Below are 21,914 nucleotides of genomic sequence, written 5' to 3' on the forward strand. Positions count from 1 at the left end.
CGGCTAGGCTCGGTGCCATGTCTCGCATCGACGGCCGTACGCCCGAACAGCTCCGCCCGGTCACCATCGAACGCGGATGGAGCAAGCACGCAGAGGGCTCCGTCCTCGTCTCCTTCGGAGACACCAAGGTCTTCTGCACCGCCTCCTTCAGCGAAGGCGTACCGCGCTGGCGCAAGGGCAGCGGCGAAGGCTGGGTCACCTCCGAGTACTCGATGCTGCCCCGCGCCACGAACACCCGCGGCGACCGCGAATCCGTACGCGGCAAGATCGGCGGCCGCACCCACGAGATCTCCCGCCTGATCGGCCGCTCGCTGCGCGCCGTCATCGACTACAAGGCCCTCGGCGAGAACACCATCGTCCTGGACTGCGACGTCCTCCAGGCCGACGGAGGCACCCGCACCGCGGCCATCACCGGCGCCTACGTGGCCCTGGCCGACGCGATCTCCTGGGGCCAGGGCAAGAAGCTCATCAAGGCCGGCCGCAAGCCCCTGACCGGCACCGTCGCCGCCGTCAGCGTCGGCATCGTCGACGGCGTCCCGCTCCTCGACCTCTGCTACGAGGAGGACGTGCGCGCCGAGACCGACATGAACGTGGTCTGCACCGGCGACGGCCGCTTCGTCGAGGTCCAGGGCACGGCCGAGGGCGAGCCCTTCGACCGCAAGGAACTCAACGCCCTCCTCGACCTGGCCGCCGGCGGCTGCGCCGACCTGGAAGCCCTCCAGCTCGGCGCCCTGGAGCTCACGCTCTAGCGCTGCCGGCAACCGCGCGGCCGGTCCGCGCGTCTGTGTGGATACGGGTGCACGGCGTCGAAGCCGTGCGCCCGTCCACGTACCCACATCCTCTGCTCGCAGTACCGAATCCCCCTGGGGGCCGAAGTGAAGTCGAAGTACCGCCTGGCAGCCGTCGCCCTGACGGCAGCGCTCGCCATACCCGCGATCACCTCCTGCGACGCGATCTCGACGGCGATGGACTGCGCGAGCACGGCCGTCGCGATCACGGACGGCGCGAACGACCTCCAGCAGGCGGTCTCGCAGGCCGGCAACAGCCCGCAGGACGCCCAGAACGCGCTCAACGCGATCGAGGAGAACCTCAAGAAGGTCGGCGACCAGACGGACAACGCCGACCTGAGCAAGGCCATTTCCTCGATGAACACGGCCGTCCAGAACGTCCGCACCTCCATCGAGAGCGGCACCACGACTCCCGACGTCACCCCGGTCGCGGACGCGGCGAAGGAGATCTCGAAGGTCTGCACCCCGGGCTGAGCCGGCGAGCAGGCCGATGCGCGGGCGCGGTCCCGGGCGCGGGCCCGGACGGGGTCCAAGGCGCGATCCGAGGGCCCGGCGGGGGGCTCGGGCGGCGGCCCGGATAATGGCTGCATGACCTCGACGCAGCCCTCCGCGACGCCCAGCCGCCTGATCCTCGCCACGCGCAACGCGGGCAAGGTCACCGAACTCCGCGCCATCCTGTCCGCCGCCGGCCTGCCGCACGAGCTGGTCGGCGCGGACGCGTACCCGGAGATCCCGGACGTCAAGGAAACCGGCGTCACCTTCGCCGAGAACGCCCTGCTCAAGGCGCACGCACTCGCCCAAGCCACCGGCCTGCCGGCCGTCGCCGACGACTCGGGCCTCTGCGTGGACGTCCTGAACGGCGCCCCGGGCATCTTCTCGGCCCGCTGGGCCGGCACCCACGGCGACGACAAGGCGAACCTGGACCTGCTCCTGGCCCAGCTCGGCGACATCGACGACGAACACCGCGGCGCCCACTTCTTCTGCGCGGCCGCCCTCGCCCTCCCGGACGGCACGGAACGCGTGGTCGAAGGCCGCCTCCTGGGCACCCTCCGCCACACCCCGTCGGGCACGGGCGGCTTCGGCTACGACCCGATCCTCCAGCCGGCCAGCGACACCCGCACCTGCGCGGAACTCACGCCGGCAGAAAAGAACGCCATCTCCCACCGAGGCCAGGCCTTCCGAGCCCTGGTCCCGGTGGTCCGGGAACTGCTGGGCTGAGCCCGGCCCGTCACATGCCGAAGGCCCGGCTCTCAGAGCCGGGCCTTCGATTCCATGACCGTGCGGCCGATGGGATTCGAACCCACATGGACTTTCGTCCAGAGGCACCTAAAGCCTCCGCTTATACCGTTCAGCAACGGCCGCGCGCGCCACAATCCTAGCCGGAACGCGGCGCTTTGCGGGCCGAGATTCGGCTCTACCGGTGGCGACGGCCTCCGCGGCACCAGGTGCTGGTGACGGCGTGACAGTTAGGGCATAGCAGCCGGAGGTTCGTCGCGCGGTCGTCGCTCCAGTCACCGTTGATGTGGTCGACCTCCAGAGTCATGGGCCGCCCGAGCCACCTGGGCTCTGTCCCGCACATGTCGCAACACTCTGGGACGCCTATCTCCCGCATCGCGCGCCGCAGGAGTTGGGTGCGGGTGCGGCGCTGCCCGTCGTGCTTCACGAGGATGTCCTCGGCGGTCTTCACCGGCGTGGGACCCTTCTTGCCGCGTTGATGGGCCTGTCCGAGGAAGTGGGCTGTCGAGAGGTTGTCCTCGTCGATCCATTGTTTGAGCGATTTGTGGTGGCTGCCGGACACAGGCTTGCTGAGGCGCCGCAGGGTCTCGGCCAGAGAGTGTGATGACGCGACCGCGTCACGCAGAGTGGGTCCGTCCGGCTTGACGCATCTGACGTAGCTCCGTCGCTCGCTCACCCGCGCCTCTTGGCGCGCCCGCGGTACGTGTCCGTCGTGGAGTGGCAGTTCGGGCAGACCAGCCGCAGGTTGTCCGGCTGGTTGTTGCGCCAGTCGCCGTCGATGTGGTCCACCTCAAGCGGCAGCGGGTAACCCTGCCAGGTCGGCTCGATGCCGCACATCGCGCACTGCTCGGGAACCCCGAGCGAGGCCAGCGCGGACTTGAGGTGCTCGCTCTGCATCCGGCGGGCGTCGGTGCCGTCCTGCCTGACCAGGATCGATTCTGGTGTGCGCCGGACCTTGGGGCGCCCCGCCGTAGAAGGCAGTGTGAAGTGAGAGGTGTCTATGCCGAACGCCTTCACTCGCCGGCTGATGTGGGTGTGATGGCCGCCGACGACTTCGAGGCCGAGGCGCCTCAGTACCTCGCACATGTTCGTGGATGCGGCGACGGCCTCTGCCAGGATCTCCTTCGTCCACTTGAGGGCCTCCTCCCGCTCGAAGTGTGAGACGTCCACGCCCAGTTTCCGCATGCGGTCATGCAGGTACCGCCTCGTCGGACTCTTCGGGTCCACCCCCAGCCTCTCTAGCGCCTCGGACAGCGTCCGTGACCCCTCCGCCGCCTCCGTGAGGCGTTCCCTCGTGTACGGGCTGATCGGCATCGGCCCCTCCATTTCCCGGCCGCATGTGCGGCCCTCGCATGGAGTAACGGACCGATAGTCGGACAGTTACGGCCGATTTTCGTCCGATAAACGGAACAGCCCGCACCGTTTGTGGGGTGCGGGCCGTTCCGTAAGGAGGGGGCGGGGTCAGATGCCCAGGTCCTTGATGATCTTGGCTACGTGGCCCGTGGCCTTGACGTTGTAGAGGGCGCGTTCGACCTTGCCCTCCTCGTCGACGATCACCGTCGAGCGGATGACTCCGGTCACCGTCTTGCCGTACAGCTTCTTCTCGCCGTACGCGCCGTACGCCGTCAGGGTCTCCTTCTCCGGGTCGCTGACCAGGGTGACCTTCAGGTGCTCCTGCTCGCGGAACTTCGCCAGCTTCTCCGGCTTGTCCGGGGAGACGCCGATGACGTCGTAGCCGGCCGTGGCCAGGACGGCCAGGTTGTCCGTGAAGTCGCAGGCCTGCTTGGTGCAGCCCGGGGTCAGGGCGGTCGGGTAGAAGTACACGATCACCTTGCGGCCCTTGTGGTCGGCGAGCGAGACCTCGTTGCCGTCCGCGTCGGGCAGGGTGAAGGCGGGGGCGATGTCGCCCGGCTCAAGTCGCTCGCTCATCTCAACAGTCTCCTCGGGAGGGGATCGGTACGGTGTCGAGACTAAGCTGCTGACAGACTGTTCATGGTGGGCTACACCCGCCAAGGGACCGACCACGACGACGGAGGCAGCGCGGTGCCGGAAGCCAGGACCCCCGCACAGATCGAGGCGGACATCGTCCGCCGCCGCGAGCAGCTCGCCGAGGCGCTCGACGAGATCGGGGTGCGCATGCACCCCAAAACGATCGTCGGGGACGCCAAGGCGAAGATGGTCGGCAACATCGACCACGTCGTCGGCCGCGCCGTGGCGACGGTGAACCGCCTCGTCACCGACGCCCGCGACGGGCTGCGCCACGAGGACGGCGCCCCGCGCGTCGAGCGGATCGTGCCGGTCGCGCTGCTCGCGGCCGGTGTCGTGGGCGTGCTGGTGATGTCGGCGCGACGCAAGCACTGACTGATGACCCTGCGGGGTCTGGGGCCGGTGTGGGCGGGTAGGTTCGGGGCGTGAGCGAGAACACCACCACCCACGACAAGCTGCCCATCCGCATGCTGCACGACCGCGTGCTCGTGAAATCCGATTCGCCGGAGGGCGAGCGCCGCTCGGGCGGCGGCATCCTGATTCCGGCGACGGCCGCGGTGGGCAAGCGGCTGGCCTGGGCCGAGGTGGTCGCGGTCGGGCAGAACGTACGGACGGTCGAGGCGGGGGACCGGGTGCTGTACGACCCCGAGGAGCGGGCCGAGGTGGAGGTGCGCGGGGCGACGTACCTGCTGATGCGGGAACGGGACCTGCACGCCGTGGCCTCCGAGCGGCTGGGGTCGGAAGACTCCACAGGGCTCTATCTCTAGCCCCGAGGACTGTGGAAAGGGCCGGTGACCATGGTCACCGGCCCTTTCCGTTCGGTTTTGCTACGGTGGTGGGGAACCCCCGACGAGACGCGCCGTACCGGGTCGCCCTTGGCCAGTGGCCAGTGGCTGCATGACAAGACGACGCACCCCGTTCCGCTCTCGTCCCGGAGGTGCCTGTCATGGCCTGGGTTCTGCTCATCGTCGCCGGTCTGGTCGAAGTCGCTTGGTCGATCGGCATGAAGTTCACCGATGGATTCACCCGGCTCTGGCCGAGCGTGTTCACGGGCGCCGGCATCGTGGCGAGCATGGTGCTGCTGTCGATCGCGGTCAAGACCCTGCCGATCGGTACGGCGTACGGCGTGTGGGTCGGCATCGGCGCGGCCGGTGCGGCGGTGGTCGGGATGGTCGCCATGGGGGAGCCCGTCACCGCCGCCCGGATCTTCTTCATCTGTCTGCTGCTGGCCGCCGTCGTGGGGTTGAAGGCGACCTCCGGTCACTGAGTCACTGAGTCACTGAGGGACCGTGCTGGCCTGGTTACTCCAGTAGGTCCGCCGGTGGGCGTAGGCCCTCGGTGGTGCCGCCTTGGGGGCCCGTCGTGGTGCCGCCGTCGGTCTGGCCGCCGGTGGTCTCGCCGCCGGTGGTTTGGCCTCCGGTGGTCTGACCCCCGGTGGTTTGGCCGCCCGTGGTCTGGCCTCCGGTGGTCTGGCCCCCGTTCGTCTGGCCTCCGGTGGTCTGTCCGCCCGTCGTCTGGCCTCCGTTCGTCTGTCCGCCCGTCGACGGGGTCCGCGTCGGGCGGCCCGGCCGGCCCGAGGGGCGGTCGCCCGGGGTTTCCTCCGGCGACTGGTCCGGGCTCGGGTCGGTGGGCGGGGGCTGCGGGGGCCGGTTCGCACCCGGCATGAGCTCCAGGTCGAAGTCCACGGGGTCGCTGTCCGCCAGGGCCGTCTTCGTGTACTGGGCCCAGATCCGGGCCGGGTAGCCGCCGCCCCCGATGCGGGCCTCGCCCAGGGCTCCGTAGAGGGATTCCAGGGAGCCGGTGTCCGGGTCCTGGCCCATCATCGAGACGACCGTGACCAGGTTCGGGGTGTACGCCGCGAACCAGGCCGAGCGGTCCAGTTCGCCGGTCCCCGTCTTGCCGGCGGCCGGGTGGCCGGCGGCCAGGGCGGCCGTGCCGGTTCCGTTGTCCACGACGCTGACCAGCATGGACGTGGTGGTGTCGGCGGCTTCGCGGCTGACGGCCTGGGCCGGGTCGCGCGCCGGGAGGGCGATGGTGTCGCCCTCCTTGGTGATCTTCTCGACGAAGGTGTGCGGGGTGTGGCGGCCGTGGGCGGCGAGGGTCGCGTAGGCCTGGGTCATGTCCAGGACGCTGGCCTGCATGGTGCCCAGTGCCATGGCCGGTCCCGGGTCGAAGTTCGGGGTGTTCTCGGGGATGCCGAGGGCGATGGCGGTCTGCTTGACCTTGTCCGTGCCGACGTCGACGACCATCTGGGCGAAGACGGTGTTGACGGAGAGGTCGGTGGCCGTGTTGACGGTGATGTTGCCGTAGCTGACCTGCCCCTCGTTCTCCGGTGCGTAGGGGATGCGGGTGCCGACGACGCGCCGCTTGTTGTCGCCGTTGTAGATCGTGAACGGGGTGATCGTGCGGCCGTCCTGCGTGTGGGAGTCGTTCTGCACGGCGGAGGCGAAGACGAACGGCTTGAAGGTGGAGGCCACTTGGTAGTCGTGCCGGGTGGCGTTGTTGACGTACTGCTTGGTGTAGTCGATGCCGCCGTACATGGCGACGACCTTGCCGGTGGCCGGGTCGATGGAGACGGCTCCGGTGCGCACGACGCGGTCCGCCTTGCGCGTGTCGGGTTCGAGCTTGCTGACCATCTTGTCGTTGACGGCGTCGACCATGGCGGTCTGGCGGGCCTTGTCGATGGTCGTGGTGATGCGGTAGCCGCCCTCGGCGAGGGTCTTGTCGTCGAGGATCTTGTTCTCGACGATGTAGTCCTTGATGGCCTCGACGAGGTAGCCGCGCTGTCCGGAGAGGCCGGCGGCCGGGCGGACCTTGCCGGGCTCGGGGAACTGGGTGGCCGCGCGCTCGGCGGGCGTCATCCAGCCCTTCTTGACCATGCCGTCGAGCACGTAGTTCCAGCGGGCGAGGGCGCGGCCGCGGCCCTGGGGGTGGGCGACCACGTCGAAGGCGCTGGGGGAGTTGAGGAGGGTGGCGAGGTACGCGCCCTCGGCGGTGGTGAGTTTGCCGACGTCCTTGCCGTAGTAGGCCTGGGCGGCGGCCTGGATGCCGTAGGCGTTGCGGCCGAAGTAACTGGTGTTCAGGTACCCCTCGAGGATGTAGTTCTTCGACTTCTCGCGACCGAGCTTGATCGCGATGAAGAACTCCTTCACCTTCCGCTTGATCGTCTGTTCCTGGCCCAGGTAGTAGTTCTTGACGTACTGCTGGGTGATGGTCGATCCGGACTGGGTGCCCTTGCCGGTCGCGGTGTTCCAGGCGGCGCGCAGCATCGCCGCGGGGTCCACCGCCCGTTCGGAGTGGAAGTCGCGGTCCTCGGCGGCCAGTACGGCTTCCTGGACCGTCAGGGGGATCTGGGAGAGCGGCACGTTGACGCGGTTGACCTCGCCGTCGCGGGCGAGCTGGGTGCCGTCGGTGTAGAGGTAGACGTTGGACTGCGCCGTGGCGGCCGCGTTGGCGGGCGGGATGTGGACCAGCAGGTAGCCGGCCACGAGGCCGCCGCAGACGAGCAGGGCGAGGAGCAGGAACGCGCCCAGGACCATGCGCCAGGTCGGGAAGAGGCGCCGCCAGCCGGTGCGCTTGCGCTTGGCCTTCTTCGCCGCCTTCGCCCGCTGTCTCTCCGCCCGCTTGGCCTCCTTGGCGCTCTGGGGCGGGGCCGGCTGTCCGGAGGGCGGGCGCGCGTCGGCGCCCGGAACCTGCTGCCCGTCGGGGGTGTCGGGATCGCGAGGCGTCCAGCCGGGCGGTGGTGACGGGTCGCTCATCTCCGGGACTCCTCGGCGCCGTACGAAATATCCACATCTGTACCTCATGCTGTCTACCCGATGGCCGCCGCTTCCGCTCCGGACGGGCGTAATTCGTTCGCGTGGATCGCCCCTCCGCACTAAGCTCGCGCGCTTTGGCCGACACAGGAACGACGCAGCAACGACCTGGGAAACGGAGGGGATGAGGTGCGCCAGCCGGTGGTGGGGCGAGCCGGGCTCTACGGAGCGGTCGCGGCCGGGGGCTTTCGCCGGTACGCCACCTACGGGACGGCCACCGCGGCGGGGGTGTTCACCAACACCGTGTTCGGTTTCATCCTGGCCTACACCTACATCGCGCTCTGGGACGAGCGGCCCGGGCTCGGCGGCTACGACCAGTCCGAGGCCCTCACGTTCATGTGGGTCAGTCAGGCGCTGCTCGCCGCCGGGGCGCTGATCGGCGGAGGCTTCCAGGAGGAGTTCCAAGAACGCGTCCGTACGGGTGACATCGCCGTCGACCTGTACCGTCCGGCCGATCTCCAGGCGTGGTGGCTCGCGGGTGATCTGGGCCGTGCGGGGTTTCAACTCCTGGGCCGCGGCGTAGTACCGCTGGTCGTCGGCGGGCTCGCCTTCCAGCTGGCGCTGCCCACCGCTCCGCTGCGCTGGCTGCTCTTCCTCGTCTCCGTGCTCCTCGGGCTGGTGGTGAGCTTCGCGCTGCGCTACCTGCTGGGGCTGGCGGCCTTCTGGCTGATGGACGGGGCCGGGATCAACATGATGGCCACGGTCGTCTCCATCTTCTTCTCCGGGATGCTGCTGCCGCTGACCGTGTTCCCGGGCGGCTTCGGGGAGTTCGTCCGGCTCCTGCCCTGGGCGGCGATGCTCCAGGTGCCGGTGGACGTGCTGCTGGGAGAGGGTGCCGGGGCCGCGCGTACGGCGGGGTGGCTGGGATTCCAGGCCGCGTGGGCCGTGGTGCTGCTCGGGCTGGGCCGGCTGCTGCAGGCTGCCGCGACGCGGAAGGTGGTGGTCCAGGGTGGCTGAGCGGGTGGCGGAGGGCAGGGACCGGGCGGCCGTCCAGGCCGGCAGGGCGGGCGAGCCCGGGCTCCTCGTCCCGGAGCGCAGCCGGGTCCTGGAAGGGCTGCGCGGCTACGGGCTGATCGCCGCGATGTGGATCCGGTCGACGATGACGTACCGCACGTCCTTCTTCCTCTCCACCTTCGGCAACGCGGCCATCACGCTCCTGGACTTCGTCGCGATCATGATCATGTTCTCGCACGTGGACGAGCTGGGCGGCTTCACGCTGCCCGAGATCGCCCTGCTGTACGGGTCCTGCTCGGCCTCCCTGGGCCTGGCCGACCTGCTGCTCGGCAACACCGACCGGATCGGCTCGCGGATCCGCGACGGTTCCCTCGACACCATGCTGGTCCGCCCGGTCCCGGTGCTCGCCCAGGTGGCGGCCGACCGGTTCGCACTGCGCCGGCTGGGGCGGATCGCGCAGGGGCTCGTGGTCCTGGGGTGGGCCGTCTCGGAGCTGGACCAGGTGCACTGGACGGTCGGGAAGGCCCTGATGCTGCCCGTGATGATCACCGCCGGGGCGGCGATCTTCGGCGCGGTCATGGTGGGCGGCGCGGCCTTCCAGTTCCTCGCCGGGGACGCCGCGGAGGTGCAGAACAGCTTCACCTACGGGGGCTGCACCATGCTCCAGTACCCGCCGACCGTCTTCGCGAAGGACCTGCTGCGCGGGGTCACCTTCATCGTGCCGCTCGCCTTCGTCAACTGGCTGCCCGCCCTGTACGTGCTGGGCCGGCCCGATCCGCTGGGGCTGCCGGGGTGGGTGGCGTACGCGAGCCCGCTGGTGGCCTTCGTGGTGTTCCTCCCCGCGTCGCTGGCCTGGCGCGCGGGGGTCCGTTCGTACCGCAGTACGGGGAGCTAGTCGTGGCGGATGCGCTGATGTCGGATGCGTTGATTTCACTGCACGAGGTCGAGAAGGTCTTCGACGTACGGCGCCGGGTGGGCCTGGTGCGCCGGGAGAAACGGCAGGTCAGGGCCGTGGACGGGATCAGTTTCGAGGTGGCCCGGGGCGAGATGGTCGGCTACATCGGGCCCAACGGCGCCGGCAAGTCGACCACGATCAAGATGCTGACCGGCATCCTCACCCCGAGCGGCGGCCGGCTGCGGGTCGCCGGCATCGACCCGGCGCGGGAGCGGATGCGCCTCGCGCACCGGATCGGCGTGGTGTTCGGGCAGCGCACGACGCTGTGGTGGGACCTTCCGCTGAAGGACTCGTACGCGCTGATGCGGCGCATGTACCGGATCCCGTCGGCGCGGTTCGCGGAGAACATGGAGCGCTGCGTGGACCGGCTCGACCTCGCCGAGCTGCTCGACGTACCCGTACGGCAGCTGTCGCTCGGTCAGCGGATGCGCGGGGACATCGCGGCGGCGCTGCTGCACGACCCCGACGTGCTGTACCTGGACGAGCCGACCATCGGGCTGGACGTGGTGAGCAAGGCGAGCGTACGGGGCTTCCTGCGGCAGCTGAACGAGGAGCTCGGCACCACGGTGCTGCTGACCACGCACGATCTCCAGGACATCGAGCAACTGTGCGAGCGGGTGATGGTGATCGACCACGGGCGGCTGGTCTACGACGGCTCGCTGGGCGGACTGCACACGGCGGGCGCCGCGGACGGTGCGGCGGCGAGCGAGCGGACGCTGGTGGTGGACCTGGAGCGGGAGCTCCCGCCGATCGAGGTGGCGGGGGCGCGGGTGGTGAAGGTGGAGGGCGCGCGGCAGTGGCTGGCGTTCCCGGCGCGGGCTTCGGCGGCTCCGCTGGTGGCGGCGGTGGCGGCGGAGTATCCGCTGCTGGACCTGTCGGTGCGGGAGCCGGACATCGAGGACGTGATCGCGCGGATGTACGCGGGGCGGGGGTAGGGGAGCCGGTGTGGAGGCAGCGGGGCGGGGTTGGGAACTGCTGGTTCTTTGTTCCACTCTTGTGAGTGATGGTCCATTTGGGTGAGTGTCGTTACGGTCGCCTGTATGGATCTCAAGGTGTCGGCGAGTGCGCGGGGTGTACGTCCCCAAGGTGCGTATCGCTGGTTCCGTGAGGACAGTTGGCTGACAGTGTTCTGTGCCAGCTTGTACGGACGGCGCTCCCCGAAGATGCGGGCGTGCAGGGCTCTGTCCGCGGCGGTCGGCGATGGCTGAGCCGGTCAAGAGATTGCGCACTATCGCTCCCTCCTTTGTGGCGCTTGGTCCGGCCGGTGTGGCGGTACGTGACCGTCTCAAGCGCCTGAGTGTCGGGGATGAGGAAGTCCTGCGGCTGGTCGGCGCGCATCAGGGCGCTCTGGCCTCCCGCGACCTCAAGCAGCGGTGCGCGGACGGCCCCGACCACTCCACCGACACGTGGGCGGCCCGTAAGCGGGGGCTGACGGGGGAGTCGTCGTCGCGGATCGCCGGGGCGATCACCAAGGCCAGCCACGATCAGTGGGCCCTGGCCCGGCGATGCCAGACTGCGCACATCCAGAGCCTGGACGCCGGCATCCGGACACTGCGCCACCGCCTCGCTCTCCCGATCGGGGAGAAGGGCACCAAGCGGGCTGCGGGCGGCTACCGCTCCAGGAGCGAGTGGTTTCGCAAGTCCCGGCGTCTCGCCGCTCTAGAAGAGCGGCATGCGGCTGTTGTGGCCGATTGGCGGGCGGGCCGGGTCCGAGTGGTTCGGGGTGGGAAGCGGCTGGCGAACACCCGGCACCATCTGGCCGCGGCCGAGCTCACGGAGGAGCAGTGGCGTGCCCGCTGGGAAGCCGAACGCTGGTTTCTCGCCGCCGATGGCGAGTCCGGGAAAGGGTTCGGGAACGAGACGATCCGAGTCACCCCCGACGGCGAGGTCAGCATCAAGCTCCCGGCCCCGCTCGCGCACCTGGCCAACGCCGAGCATGGCCGGTACGTCCTGGCCTGCCGGATCGCGTTCGCGCACCGGGGCGCGGAATGGGCCGACCGCATCGAAGCGAATCGGGCCGTCGCCTACCGCATCCACCTGGACGTCACACGAGGTCGCTGGTATCTGACCGCAGCCTGGCAACGCCCTGTCATCCAGACGGTCCCGCTGGCCACCGCCCGTGCGAAGGGCGTGGTCGGTGTCGATACCAACGCCGACCACTTCGCCGCCTACCGAGTCGACCGACACGGCAACCCCGTCGGTGACCCGCAGCGCTTCCCCTACGACCTGTCCGGCACCGCAGATCACCGCGATGCGCAGATCCGCCATGCCATCACCAGGCTGCTGCACTGGGCGAAAAGTGTCGGCGTCAAGGCCATCGCGATCGAAGACCTCGACTTCACCACCGAGAAGACCCGGGAGAAGCACGGCAGCAGGAAACGGTTCCGGCAACTCATCTCCGGCATCCCGACCGGCAAACTCAAAGCCCGACTCGCCTCGATGGCCGGCGGACACGGCCTCGCCATCGTCGCAGTCGATCCCGCCTACACATCCCAGTGGGGAGGCCGGCACTGGCAGAAGCCGCTGGTCACCCCGCGCCGCAGAGTGTCCCGTCACGATGCCGCCGGTATCGCGATCGGACGACGCGCCCTCGGACACCCGATCCGGCGACGGACGGCACCGCCCCCACACGACCGGAGTGATCGTGTGGGGCATCGGACCGTCCAGGCCGGACCAGGCAGCCGCAGGCGTGACGGAAACCGCCCGTCCGCAACGGACCGTGCCCTTGGAGGGCCGTCGCCGAGTGGGAAGAGAACGCGGGGACCCAGTGCATCCAAAACCGTTCGGGATGCACCCAGTAGGCATGAATGGGTCCAAGACTCACTCATGCCTACCGGCTAGGAACGGTGACTGCATAGGCTGGTCCGCATGAGTGATGAGAGGCCCGAGACGCCGCGGCCCGAGAAGCCGTTGCTGCCGGAGCTGAGGGCTTCGGACGCCGACCGGGAGCGGGTGGTGGACCGGCTGCGGGACGCCGTCGCCGAGGGCCGGCTCGACATGGACGAGTTCGAGGAGCGGCTGGACGCGGCCTACCGGTCCCGTACGTACGCCGAGCTCGAACCGCTCACGCGGGATCTGCCCGCGCCCGGCGCGACGGCTCCGATCGCGGCCGCCCCGGTGGCTCCGGTCGGGCTGACGAAGGCGGTACCGGCGGGCTCGGAAGCCGCCTGGCCGGCCCGGATCGTGGGCGGCGGAGGCACGGCGGGCGGTCCGGCCATGGCCGTGGCGATCATGTCGGGCTTCCAGCGCAAGGGCAACTGGACCGTGCCCGCCCGCTTGCACGCAGTGGCGTTCTGGGGCGGCGGTGAGCTCGACCTGCGCGAGGCGAACTTCGCGGAGCGGGAGGTCGTGATCAACTGTGTCGCCATCATGGGCGGCATCCAGATCATCGTGCCGCCGGGCGTCGAGCTCGACGTACGCGGGATCGGCGTGATGGGCGGCTTCGACCAGACGGACAGCCCCGGCCCGGTGGAGCCGGGGGCTCCGCGGGTGGTCGTGACGGGCCTCGCCTTCTGGGGCGGGGTCGAGGTGAAGGTGAAACCGCCGAAGCAGCGGGCGGTCACGAAGCAGAAGCCGCGCAAGGAGCTGTAGGGCGACGCGGTCCACGGACGGGGACCAGTACGGGGGACCCGTACGGGGAACGAGTACGGGGGACCAGTACGGCGCGCCGGGAACTCCCCGAGCGCCCCGGGAGTCGGATGCTATGCGGACGAAACCGTCGCCCGGGGGAAGGCAGGAGCACGTGGAGCAGGGCAGTACGACGGCTACGGCCACGGCCACGGCCACAGCTACGGCACGGGGCGGCTTCGTGTTCAGCGAGGCGGACGAGGAGCGCCGGCGCGGCGTCCGCCGGATGAAGCGGACCGCCACCGGCCTGCTGGTCCTGGTCGCGCTGATCTACGTGGCGGCGAAGTGGGCGGAGAACGCGGGCGCGGGCGGCTGGGCCGGGTACGTCGCGGCCGGCGCCGAGGCGGGCATGGTGGGCGCGCTCGCGGACTGGTTCGCGGTCACCGCCCTGTTCCGGCGGCCGCTCGGCCTGCCCATCCCGCACACCGCGATCATCCCGACGAAGAAGGACCAGCTCGGCGTCTCGCTCGGGGAGTTCGTCGGGGAGAACTTCCTCTCCGCCGACGTGGTGCGCACGAGGCTGCACGCGCTGGGCATCGGCGGCCGGCTCGGCGCCTGGCTGGCCGAGCCCGCGCACGCCGACCGGGTCACGGCGGAGCTGGCCACGGCCCTGCGCGGGGCGCTGACGGTCCTGCGGGACTCCGACGTGCAGGCCGTCGTGGGCGAGGCGATCACGCGGCGGGCCGAGACGGCGGAGATCGCGCCGGGCATCGGCAAGACGCTGGAGAAGGTCGTCGCGGACGGCGGCCACCGCCGGGTCGTGGACCTGGTGTGCGCGCGGGCGTACGACTGGCTGGTCACCCACGCCGACTCGGTGGAGGCGGCGGTGCAGGGCGGGGCGCCGGGCTGGACCCCGAGGTTCGTGGACCGCAAGATCGGCGACCGCGTCTACAAGGAACTGCTCCGCTTCGTCCAGGAGATGCGGGACATGCCGGAGCACCCGGCGCGCGGGGCGGTGGACCGCTTCCTCGCGGACTTCGCGGCGGACCTCCAGTCGGACACGGAGACGCGGGCGAGGGTGGAGCGCCTGAAGTCGGAGATCTTGCAGCGGGAGGAGATCCAGGACGTGATCGCCTCCACCTGGACGGCGGTCCGCTCGATGATCATCTCGGCGGCGGAGGACGAGCGCAGCGCACTGCGCCTGCGGGTCCGTTCCTCGCTGATGTCCCTGGGCGCCCGGCTGGCCACGGACGGCCGCCTCCAGGCCAAGGTGGAGGGCTGGATCGAGGGCGCGGTGGTCTACGTCGTCACCACGTACCGGACGGAGATCACCTCGCTGATCACCGACACGGTGGCGGGCTGGGACGCGGAGCACACCTCGCGCAAGATCGAGGCCCACATCGGCCGCGACCTCCAGTTCATCCGCATCAACGGCACGGTGGTCGGCGCCCTGGCGGGCCTCCTGATCTACACCCTGTCGCGCGCGTTCGGCGCGTAGCGGGGTAGCGGGGTAGCGGCGCGGGGCGTCGGGCCCTCGCGGCGGTGCTACGGCTCGTAGCGCCGCCGCGCGAGATGGGCGGTGATGTCGGCGGCGATCTCGACCCTCTCCGGCAGGACCTGCGAGATCCGGCGGAACACCTGCTCCCTGGCCGAGGCCGGCAGGACGAGATAGGCCGAGACGGTGGAGAGGTGCCCGATGTAGTCGCCGGCGCTCATGGTCAGGCGGCGGTCGATCACCGCCTGCCGAACACCGGTGAACCAGGCGGACCGTTGGAGCTCGGTACCCGGCCACTGCACGTCGTACCCGGGTGGCGTCCCGTCCGGGGACGGAATCTCGTCGCTCTCCAAGAACGGCGCCCGCGCCGCACGAACGACCTCCTCCACCGCCGGGTCGGCCGGCCGCACCGGCCCGCCGAACGAGGCGAACACGCCACCGGGCTCCAGCAGGGAGGCCACACGCGCCCACCGGCCCTCCGGGTCGGTCCAGTGCAGCGCGGCCGCGGCATAGACCAGCCCGTACCGCCGGCCGTACCGCGGGCCCGGTCGCACGTCCTCGAAGGCGGCTTGCACCGTCCTGACGCTCGCCGGCACGTGCTTGCGCAGCTCGGCCAGCATTGCTCCGTCAGGCTCGGTCGCGGTGCCGGCGACCCCCTGCCGGGCGAACAGCCGGGTTGCTTTGCCCGTCCCGGCACCGATCTCGAGGGCGCTCGGAATCGGACGGCCCGCGTACGTCACCACCAGGTCCACGAGCTCCGCGGGATACCCCGGCCGGAACCGTTCGTAGGCTTCCGCCATCACGCCGAAGCTCAGTGCACGATCGGGCATGCCGGAAATCCTGGCACGAACCGGCACCGCGCGGGGCCGTACCGGCGGGGCGTCGTACGCGGCCCGGGTCCGGGGTGGGTTCGCGGCAGGTCGCGTACGGGTCCGGGGCGGGGTCCCGTACGGAGCCCGCTCGGGACCCGTACGGAACCCGCTCGGGACCCGTACGACCCGGGCGGGCAGTCAGCCCCGGTCGGCGACGGCCCAGGACGCGGCGGCGACCACGCCCGCGGCGCCGATGACGGCAGGCCAGGCGCCGACCTTCTTCGCCAGCGGGTGCGCGCCGGCGAACCCGGCGAGGTACAGCGCACCGAGCCCGGCCGCGGCGGGGGCGCCGCCGCGCTTGTGCCACTCCCGCCCGGCGACGATGCCCGCGGCGCCGAGCACGACACCGCCGAGCGGCCGCTTCTTGGTCCACCGCGCGACGGCGTAACCGCCGACCAGACCGGCGGCCGCCACTGCAGAACTCGGTACCCGTGCCATGCTGTCCAACTCCCTCACGCTCACGCTCACGTCATCGGTTCATCGGTTCATACGCGCACACCTACTCGCCGCCGAGGCTAGCTCGACCCCTTGACCACCCGTCGGGCCCCCACCGCGCCCAACACCAGTACGGCCCCGCCGATCACCGACTCCGGCACCGCGTCCCGCACACCGCGCGGCAGCACCGCCACCACGCCCAACACGAGCAGAAACGCGAGCCCGGCCCCGCCGGCGGCCCGAAGCAGTCTGTCCACGTGCTGCTCAACGCGACCGCCCGGCCGCCCGACACGGACCGGGCCGAGGGGATTTGTCGCACACTCGCCGGATCCGCGCGATGTCTGCTGAGGGAACCCGATGGGCATAAATTCAATCTCCCACCCAAAGGGGCAAACCACCTAGCCCCCTCCCGCCCACCGGCCCCCCTCCCACCCCACCCACATCAGGAGCCAGGACATCGTGATCTGCTACGGACAGGCCGTCCTCGACCTCGCGGACGAACTGGTCGACGCCTACGCCGACGTCTTCTCCGCCCCGCCGTGGAACGAAGACGAAGAAACCATTCGCCAGTTCGCCACCCGCCTCCCGGCCGACGCCCGGCGCCGTGGTTTCCGTACCGCCTTCATCCAGTCCGCCACCGGCATCGACGGCTTCGCCACGGGCTGGATCACCCCGGCGGCCTTCCCGAAGAACCGCGCGTACGCCCAGGTCGCGGCGCAGCTCGGGTCTGCCCGGGTGAAGGAACTCCTCACCGGGGCGCTGGAGATAGACGAACTCGCGGTACGCCCCTACGCGCGCGGCCGCGGCACCGCCCGGGACCTCCTCGCCGAGATCACCACCGATGCCCCGGACCGCCGTGCCTGGCTGCTGACCAGCCGCCTGGCCAAGAACACGGTGGCCACGTACCGCCGCCTGGGCTGGCACGAGGTCGCGGCCCTGCCCGGCACGGAGACGGGCGTCATCGTCTTCCTGTCCCCGGACCACCCGAACCGGGCGGCGTAGCGGGGCGGTCGGCCGCCCGCCGGGCCGTGCCCGGCACGGAGATGGGCCTCGTCGACGGTCCCCGCCCCCGCTCTTCCCGCATCGGGCGGCAGCCCGTCGGGCCCCGCGCGACGCGGAGACGGCCTCGTCGACTCGGGTCCCCGCCCCCGCCCCCGCTCCCGCTCCCGCCAGTCCCGGACCGGGCGGCGTCGCCCGCCAGCCCACCGCCCGCCGGAACCGGCCCGCATCCGCCCGGCAACCGCCGAGAGGCGCCCCCGCCGTCGCGAGCACCCGGGCACGTCCCGCACGCCTGGCCGACCACCGGACCACCGGGCCGACCGGACCATCAGGCCCACCAGGCCGACCGGCCCATCAGGCCGACAGACCGGCCAGCTCATGGGCCGACCGGCCCCACCGGGCCACACGGGCCGACCGGGCCACGGGCCGACCGGCTCACCAGCCCACCGGCCGGGATCCGGGGACACTCGGGGCACCGGCCGACGTGTTCCTCCTCCCAGCCCGCCACGCGAGCGACGGGTCTCGCGATGCGAAGAGCCATCGGAGGGCGCAGGGCACACCGTGACAGCGCTCAAGGCCTGCTGCGAAACATCGCCCAACGGGGCGTTCGAGCCACGCGTGCGGGGCATACCGCGCCCATGAACCCCACCACACGCACCACACGCACACCACACGCCAGGCCCGCCCCGCACTCGGCCTACCCGGCGCCGGCCACAGACGAGGCACGCCCGGCACGCCAGGCAGTCGCCACAGACAAGGCACACCCGGCACACCCGGTGCAGCCCAGGCCGGCCACCCGACCCAGGCAGGCCTGCGAGGCCACCTCCACCGCCCGCCGCCAGCTCAACCTCGCCACGCGCCACCAACTCACCACCGCCGCCGGCGTCCCACCCGGCACGATCACCTCCCGCACCCGCCCCGGCGGGCCCTGGCAGCGCCTGCTGCCCCGGGTCTACCTCCTCCAGACCGGCCCCCCGGACCAGCGTCAACGCGCCCTCGCTGCCGTCCTCTACGCCGCCGAGCCCGGCTCCGACCCGCTCTCCGGCGACACCGCCGCCCTCACCGGCGGCGCGGCCCTCGCACTACTCGGGATCCGCGAAGCCCCGTACACGCCCGTCGACGTCCTGATCCGCGCCCCGCGCAAACTCGCCGGCTCCCCGGAGGTACGGCCGTACCCCACCACCCGCTGGCCCCGCACGATCACCGTCTCCGGCATCCCGAGCACCCGCCCGGTGCGCGCGGCCGCGGACTTCGCGGCCCGGACCGAGGAGCCGGCGGACCGGATCCGCTCGGTCCTCGCCCAGGTCGTCCAGTCCGGCTGGTGCCACCCACACGACCTGCACACCGAACTCCGCGCCGCCCGCCTCCTGACCCGCCCCGCGATCCGCGCGGCAGCCGGGGAACTCCTCGCCGGAGTCCGCTCGGTGGCCGAGGCCCAGGCCCGCGACGTCCTCTCCACCACGGACCTTCCCACCCCCCTCTGGAACGCCCGTCTCCACACCCCGGACGGCACGTTCCTGGCGAGCCCGGACGCCTACTGGCCCGACGAGGGCGTGGCCCTGGAGATCGACTCGGCGGAGTACCACTACACCCGCGACTCCTGGCACGCCACGCTCCACCGCCGCCTCCGCCTGGAGTCCCACGGCATCCTGGTGGTCAGCGCGACCCCCTCGATGATCAGAGACACCCCGTCGGAAGTCATCGCAGCCCTCCGCACTCTCCTCACCCTGACCACCACCCGCCCCACCCCACCCACAGCCCTGGCCCGCGGCCACCAACAGCTCGTCCTCCCGCTGTAGTTGATGCTAAAAAAGACCGACATTGATCGAGTGTGACTATGCTGACGTGATGACGAGTGAGCGAGTTGTAGGTCATATTGTCGGAACTGGGCTCGGTTCTGTTCTTCGGCGTCGCAGGGACGTCTTTGATGCGCATCTCCACAGTGATCTCCAGCGGGGAATCTCGAAGCTGAAGGATTCGGACGGCGCGTACGTCTCCGATGCGATCGTCCTCAACGGTGGATATCTCGACGATGACGATTCTTGGCACGAGATCCTCTATACGGGAGCCTCTCCCGCTGTGGATCGCGATCCGCAAACCAAGCAACTCAAGGCGGATCAGAGTTGGTCCTATGCGGACAATGCCGCGTTGAAGCTCAGCTTTGAGCGTGGGTATCCGATCAGGATTCTTCGTGGGCATGAGGGCGATGCTCGATACTCCCCCCGTGAGGGATATCGGTACGACGGCCTTTATCGCATCACCCAGGCACGCACGGGCACGTCCGTCACCCCGGGCCTGTCCGGCGAGCCGATTGCCATCTGCCAGTTCGTTCTTGAGCGTCTACCGGAATCGGACCAGGAACCCACGGCGCTGGAAAGTGCTCTGGGTGAACTGGCCGGATTCGAAGAAGTCGAAGAACGGGTGCCGGAGACGCGGACGCTTCAGGTCCAGCGCGTGATCCGCGATACGGCGGCCGCCCGCCGTATCAAGGATCTCTACGGTGGGCAGTGCCAGGTCTGTGGCATCCGCCTGGTGGGCGCCCGTGCGCAGCCGTATTGCGAGGGGGCCCACCTCAAGCCCCTGGGGGCACCCCACATGGGCCCCGATGTCGAGCCCAACATCCTGTGCCTGTGCCCGAACTGTCATGTTCGATTGGACCTCGGGGCGATTTCGATCGGCGAGGACTGGAGTGTGATCGAGCGTGTCCCGTCCGCCGGGCCGCGCACGACGCTGCCGCACATCCTGCTGAAGAAGGGCCACGGCCTTCACCCGGCCTATGCCACCTACCAGCGGGACTGGTGGGATTCCCTCAAGGGAGGCCGGCCAGGAAAGTAGCTGTCGGGGCACTCGGGCCCCGACGCTGGTGACCGAGCAGGTTCCTAGCCGTGGCATTCCCCGTAAGGCCTGCCCGAGGTGCACCAGCACGGGGTCGTCGGGGTTGGGGGCCATGGGGTGGCTTTGCCTCGGGCGGCCAGGGTGGTGGCGTATTCCGCCAGGAGGGACGGGGAGGACGGGGAGGTTTTCTCCGAGGCTGCGAAGGCTTCGTATGAAGGGACGCTGGCCGTGACGATGCCGAGGTTCGTGGTGCCCGAGGCGGCCAGGGTGCGGAGGGAGGCTTCCACCTGGGCCAGGTGGGCGTCGTGGGAGGGGTACTCCGCGGACAGGGTGGGGTACGACGTGAGGAGTTCTGCCAGTTCGCGGGCCGGCCAGTGGAGGATGGCCACCGGGAAGGGGCGGGAGAGAGCGGCGCGGCGGTCGCCGAGTTCGGCGCGCAGGCGGGCGATCTCGGCGCGGAGTTCGGCGGGGTCGTCGGAGCCGAGGGCCCAGATGCGCTTGGGGTCGTGGAGTTCGTCCAGCGGGATCGGGCCGATGTGGCGGGTGTCCGCGACCATGTCCCAGTCGTCGTGGGGGAGTCCGAGGAGTCGGCGTACGCGGTGGCGGCCCGTGAGGAGTGCGGTCGTGGCCGGGGTGAGGGGGGTGTTGTCCGGGGCCAGGAGGGTGGCCGCCTCGGTGAAGCACTCGTGGGAGGCCTCGAGTTCGTCGTGGGCCTCCAGGGCCTCGGCGATGACCTCCCAGGGGGCGGGGTCCGAGGGGGCCGCCGCGCGGATGCCCTGGATGAGGGCGCGGGCCTCGGGCTCGTGGCCGTACTCCCAGAGGTTGGCCGCCTGGAGGGCCTTGATGAGGGACGGGTCGTCCGTCGTGTCCGCGGCCAGGAGTTGGTCGTAGAGGGCGCTCGCCCGCTCGCGTTCGTCGGCCAGTTCGAGGTGGGCCGCGGCCTGGAGGAGCAACGGCTCCTGGTCCTCGGGGTAGCGGGTCGCCGTGCGGATGAGGCGCTCGGCTTCGGCGATGTGCTCGGCAGGCGTGTCGGGGCGCATGGTTTGCAGCGTACTGCCGCTGGTCAGTTGAGGGGGGAGGACTTAGGGTGCCGCCCGTGCGAGATCGCGTGCGGGTCGTGGTGCAGGGGAGGGGCCAGGGCAGGGGCCGGTGGGCGTGGCGTGCGCGCCGGGTCGGTCTCGCGGGGGTGCTCTGGGCGGCCGGTGAACTCGCCGTCACCGTAGGTGTGGTGGTGATGTTGCTGGTGGTGCACCAGGTGTGGTGGACCAACCGGCAGGCGCTGAGTGCCGCCCACGAGGTGGTGAGGGAGCTGGAGGAGAGTGCCTCCACCTCCGGGACGGAGGGGGAGGGAGAAGGGGAGGGGGAAGGGGAAGGGGAGCCGGCTGTCGAGGGTTCCGACGGGGCGGACGGCGACGGGTCCTCGGGCAGTGCGTCCGCGGGCAACTCCGCGCCGCGCCCCGCCAAGCCGCCGCCGCGGGAGTCCGCGTACGGCATCCTGCGCATTCCGCGCCTCGGCGTCGCCGTGCCCGTCGCGCGAGGCGTGGACAAGCGGTCGGTGCTCGACAAGGGGTACGCCGGGCACTACGCCGGGACCGCGCAGCCCGGGGCCGAGGGGAACTTCGCACTCGCCGGACACCGCAACACGCACGGGGAGCCGTTCAGGTACATCAACCGGCTCAGGCCGGGGGACGAGTTGATCGTGGACGTGCGGGGCAAGCGGTACGTGTACCTGGTCGGGCAGACGCTGGCGGAGACGACCGAGCGCGACACCGGGGTGATCGCGCCCGTCCCGCGCAGCACCGTCACGCCGGGGGCCGGGTACAGCGAGCCCGGCGCGTACATCACGCTGACCACCTGCACGCCCGAGTACAGCTCCAAGTACCGGCTCGTGGTGTGGGGGACCCTCAAGCGCTGACGGGTGGACGGGCCGGCGGACCGTAGGGTGGGGCGGTGCGTCGGAAAAGGGTGAAACGTCCT

23 protein-coding genes and 1 tRNA gene are annotated in these 21,914 nt (G+C 70.8%); 16 read left to right on the forward strand and 8 right to left on the reverse strand.

Going from position 1 to position 21,914, the window contains the following annotated elements:
• The first annotated feature begins 17 nt into the window (after window positions 1–17).
• The 3 genes from rph to rdgB all read left to right on the forward strand — a co-directional run bounded on the left by rph (window position 18) and on the right by rdgB (window position 2,006).
• Window positions 18–749, forward strand: a complete 732-nt coding sequence (rph, locus tag ACE1OC_RS25770) for a ribonuclease PH (RefSeq protein ID WP_250741140.1) — start codon at window positions 18–20, stop codon at window positions 747–749.
• Window positions 750–875: 126 nt separating this feature from the next.
• Window positions 876–1,262, forward strand: coding sequence for a hypothetical protein (locus ACE1OC_RS25775; protein ID WP_356509078.1), 387 nt, complete (start codon window positions 876–878; stop codon window positions 1,260–1,262).
• Between the two features lie 114 nt (window positions 1,263–1,376).
• Complete coding sequence (gene rdgB, locus ACE1OC_RS25780; RefSeq protein WP_407839002.1) at window positions 1,377–2,006, forward strand: RdgB/HAM1 family non-canonical purine NTP pyrophosphatase; 630 nt, start codon at window positions 1,377–1,379, stop codon at window positions 2,004–2,006.
• 61 nt (window positions 2,007–2,067) lie between these two features.
• On the opposite strand, the gene ACE1OC_RS25785 is transcribed toward rdgB, so the two are convergent.
• The 3 genes from ACE1OC_RS25785 to bcp form a co-directional block, all read right to left on the reverse strand.
• Window positions 2,068–2,150 (reverse strand) — tRNA-Leu (locus tag ACE1OC_RS25785).
• 546 nt (window positions 2,151–2,696) lie between these two features.
• Complete coding sequence (locus ACE1OC_RS25790; RefSeq protein WP_407839003.1) at window positions 2,697–3,338, reverse strand: HNH endonuclease signature motif containing protein; 642 nt, start codon at window positions 3,336–3,338, stop codon at window positions 2,697–2,699.
• A 147-nt stretch (window positions 3,339–3,485) separates the two neighbouring features.
• Entirely contained in the window at window positions 3,486–3,953 is a 468-nt protein-coding gene (gene bcp / locus ACE1OC_RS25795) for a thioredoxin-dependent thiol peroxidase (protein ID WP_274552901.1), read from the reverse strand.
• A 63-nt stretch (window positions 3,954–4,016) separates the two neighbouring features.
• Here bcp and ACE1OC_RS25800 point away from each other — a divergent pair, with 63 nt between their 5' ends.
• The 3 genes from ACE1OC_RS25800 (at window position 4,017) to ACE1OC_RS25810 (ending at window position 5,277) form a co-directional block, all read left to right on the forward strand.
• Entirely contained in the window at window positions 4,017–4,385 is a 369-nt protein-coding gene (locus ACE1OC_RS25800) for a DUF3618 domain-containing protein (RefSeq protein WP_407839004.1), read from the forward strand.
• Window positions 4,386–4,435: 50 nt separating this feature from the next.
• Window positions 4,436–4,777, forward strand: coding sequence for a GroES family chaperonin (locus ACE1OC_RS25805; protein WP_407839005.1), 342 nt, complete (start codon window positions 4,436–4,438; stop codon window positions 4,775–4,777).
• A gap of 179 nt (window positions 4,778–4,956) precedes the next feature.
• Window positions 4,957–5,277: a DMT family transporter gene (locus ACE1OC_RS25810; protein WP_407839006.1), complete on the forward strand. Its 321-nt coding sequence runs from the start codon at window positions 4,957–4,959 to the stop codon at window positions 5,275–5,277.
• 34 nt (window positions 5,278–5,311) lie between these two features.
• Here ACE1OC_RS25810 and ACE1OC_RS25815 read toward each other — a convergent pair whose 3' ends face one another.
• Entirely contained in the window at window positions 5,312–7,768 is a 2,457-nt protein-coding gene (locus ACE1OC_RS25815; RefSeq protein ID WP_407839007.1) for a transglycosylase domain-containing protein, read from the reverse strand.
• 186 nt (window positions 7,769–7,954) lie between these two features.
• Between ACE1OC_RS25815 and ACE1OC_RS25820 the strand changes: the two genes are divergently transcribed.
• The 6 genes from ACE1OC_RS25820 (at window position 7,955) to ACE1OC_RS25845 (ending at window position 14,799) form a co-directional block, all read left to right on the forward strand.
• Complete coding sequence (locus ACE1OC_RS25820) at window positions 7,955–8,782, forward strand: ABC transporter permease (protein ID WP_407839008.1); 828 nt, start codon at window positions 7,955–7,957, stop codon at window positions 8,780–8,782.
• A complete protein-coding gene (locus ACE1OC_RS25825; protein WP_407839009.1) occupies window positions 8,775–9,674 on the forward strand; it encodes an ABC transporter permease in 900 nt (299 codons plus the stop codon). The genes ACE1OC_RS25820 and ACE1OC_RS25825 overlap by 8 nt, the downstream gene beginning before the upstream one ends.
• Window positions 9,675–9,691: 17 nt before the next feature.
• Window positions 9,692–10,669, forward strand: coding sequence for an ABC transporter ATP-binding protein (locus ACE1OC_RS25830; RefSeq protein ID WP_407841681.1), 978 nt, complete (start codon window positions 9,692–9,694; stop codon window positions 10,667–10,669).
• Between the two features lie 265 nt (window positions 10,670–10,934).
• On the forward strand, window positions 10,935–12,575 hold the full coding sequence (locus tag ACE1OC_RS25835; protein WP_407839010.1) for an IS200/IS605 family accessory protein TnpB-related protein: 1,641 nt from the start codon (window positions 10,935–10,937) through the stop codon (window positions 12,573–12,575).
• Window positions 12,576–12,602: 27 nt separating this feature from the next.
• Complete coding sequence (locus ACE1OC_RS25840) at window positions 12,603–13,325, forward strand: DUF1707 SHOCT-like domain-containing protein (protein WP_407839011.1); 723 nt, start codon at window positions 12,603–12,605, stop codon at window positions 13,323–13,325.
• Window positions 13,326–13,437: 112 nt separating this feature from the next.
• Window positions 13,438–14,799: a DUF445 domain-containing protein gene (locus ACE1OC_RS25845; protein WP_407839012.1), complete on the forward strand. Its 1,362-nt coding sequence runs from the start codon at window positions 13,438–13,440 to the stop codon at window positions 14,797–14,799.
• Window positions 14,800–14,846: 47 nt separating this feature from the next.
• Here ACE1OC_RS25845 and ACE1OC_RS25850 read toward each other — a convergent pair whose 3' ends face one another.
• The 3 genes from ACE1OC_RS25850 to ACE1OC_RS25860 all read right to left on the reverse strand — a co-directional run bounded on the left by ACE1OC_RS25850 (window position 14,847) and on the right by ACE1OC_RS25860 (window position 16,360).
• Window positions 14,847–15,626, reverse strand: coding sequence for a class I SAM-dependent methyltransferase (locus tag ACE1OC_RS25850; protein ID WP_407839013.1), 780 nt, complete (start codon window positions 15,624–15,626; stop codon window positions 14,847–14,849).
• Between the two features lie 180 nt (window positions 15,627–15,806).
• Complete coding sequence (locus ACE1OC_RS25855) at window positions 15,807–16,106, reverse strand: hypothetical protein (RefSeq protein ID WP_375949072.1); 300 nt, start codon at window positions 16,104–16,106, stop codon at window positions 15,807–15,809.
• Window positions 16,107–16,183: 77 nt separating this feature from the next.
• Entirely contained in the window at window positions 16,184–16,360 is a 177-nt protein-coding gene (locus ACE1OC_RS25860; protein WP_274552892.1) for a hypothetical protein, read from the reverse strand.
• Window positions 16,361–16,562: 202 nt separating this feature from the next.
• On the opposite strand from ACE1OC_RS25860, the gene ACE1OC_RS25865 reads away from it, so the two are divergent.
• The 3 genes from ACE1OC_RS25865 to ACE1OC_RS25875 all read left to right on the forward strand — a co-directional run bounded on the left by ACE1OC_RS25865 (window position 16,563) and on the right by ACE1OC_RS25875 (window position 19,937).
• On the forward strand, window positions 16,563–17,105 hold the full coding sequence (locus tag ACE1OC_RS25865) for a GNAT family N-acetyltransferase (protein ID WP_407839014.1): 543 nt from the start codon (window positions 16,563–16,565) through the stop codon (window positions 17,103–17,105).
• Between the two features lie 773 nt (window positions 17,106–17,878).
• Window positions 17,879–18,901: a hypothetical protein gene (locus ACE1OC_RS25870; protein WP_407839015.1), complete on the forward strand. Its 1,023-nt coding sequence runs from the start codon at window positions 17,879–17,881 to the stop codon at window positions 18,899–18,901.
• Between the two features lie 49 nt (window positions 18,902–18,950).
• Window positions 18,951–19,937: a YDG/SRA domain-containing protein gene (locus ACE1OC_RS25875; protein WP_407839016.1), complete on the forward strand. Its 987-nt coding sequence runs from the start codon at window positions 18,951–18,953 to the stop codon at window positions 19,935–19,937.
• Window positions 19,938–19,981: 44 nt separating this feature from the next.
• Here ACE1OC_RS25875 and ACE1OC_RS25880 read toward each other — a convergent pair whose 3' ends face one another.
• Window positions 19,982–20,977, reverse strand: coding sequence for an SEC-C metal-binding domain-containing protein (locus tag ACE1OC_RS25880; protein ID WP_407839017.1), 996 nt, complete (start codon window positions 20,975–20,977; stop codon window positions 19,982–19,984).
• A 56-nt stretch (window positions 20,978–21,033) separates the two neighbouring features.
• Between ACE1OC_RS25880 and ACE1OC_RS25885 the strand changes: the two genes are divergently transcribed.
• Window positions 21,034–21,852 carry a class E sortase gene (locus ACE1OC_RS25885; protein WP_407839018.1) on the forward strand — a complete coding sequence of 273 codons (819 nt, stop codon included), beginning with the start codon at window positions 21,034–21,036 and terminating at the stop codon, window positions 21,850–21,852.
• Window positions 21,853–21,914 lie beyond the last annotated feature (62 nt).

It is taken from the genome of Streptomyces stoeckheimensis, from assembly GCF_045822005.1.
GTDB classification, from domain to species: Bacteria; Actinomycetota; Actinomycetes; order Streptomycetales; family Streptomycetaceae; genus Streptomyces; species Streptomyces stoeckheimensis.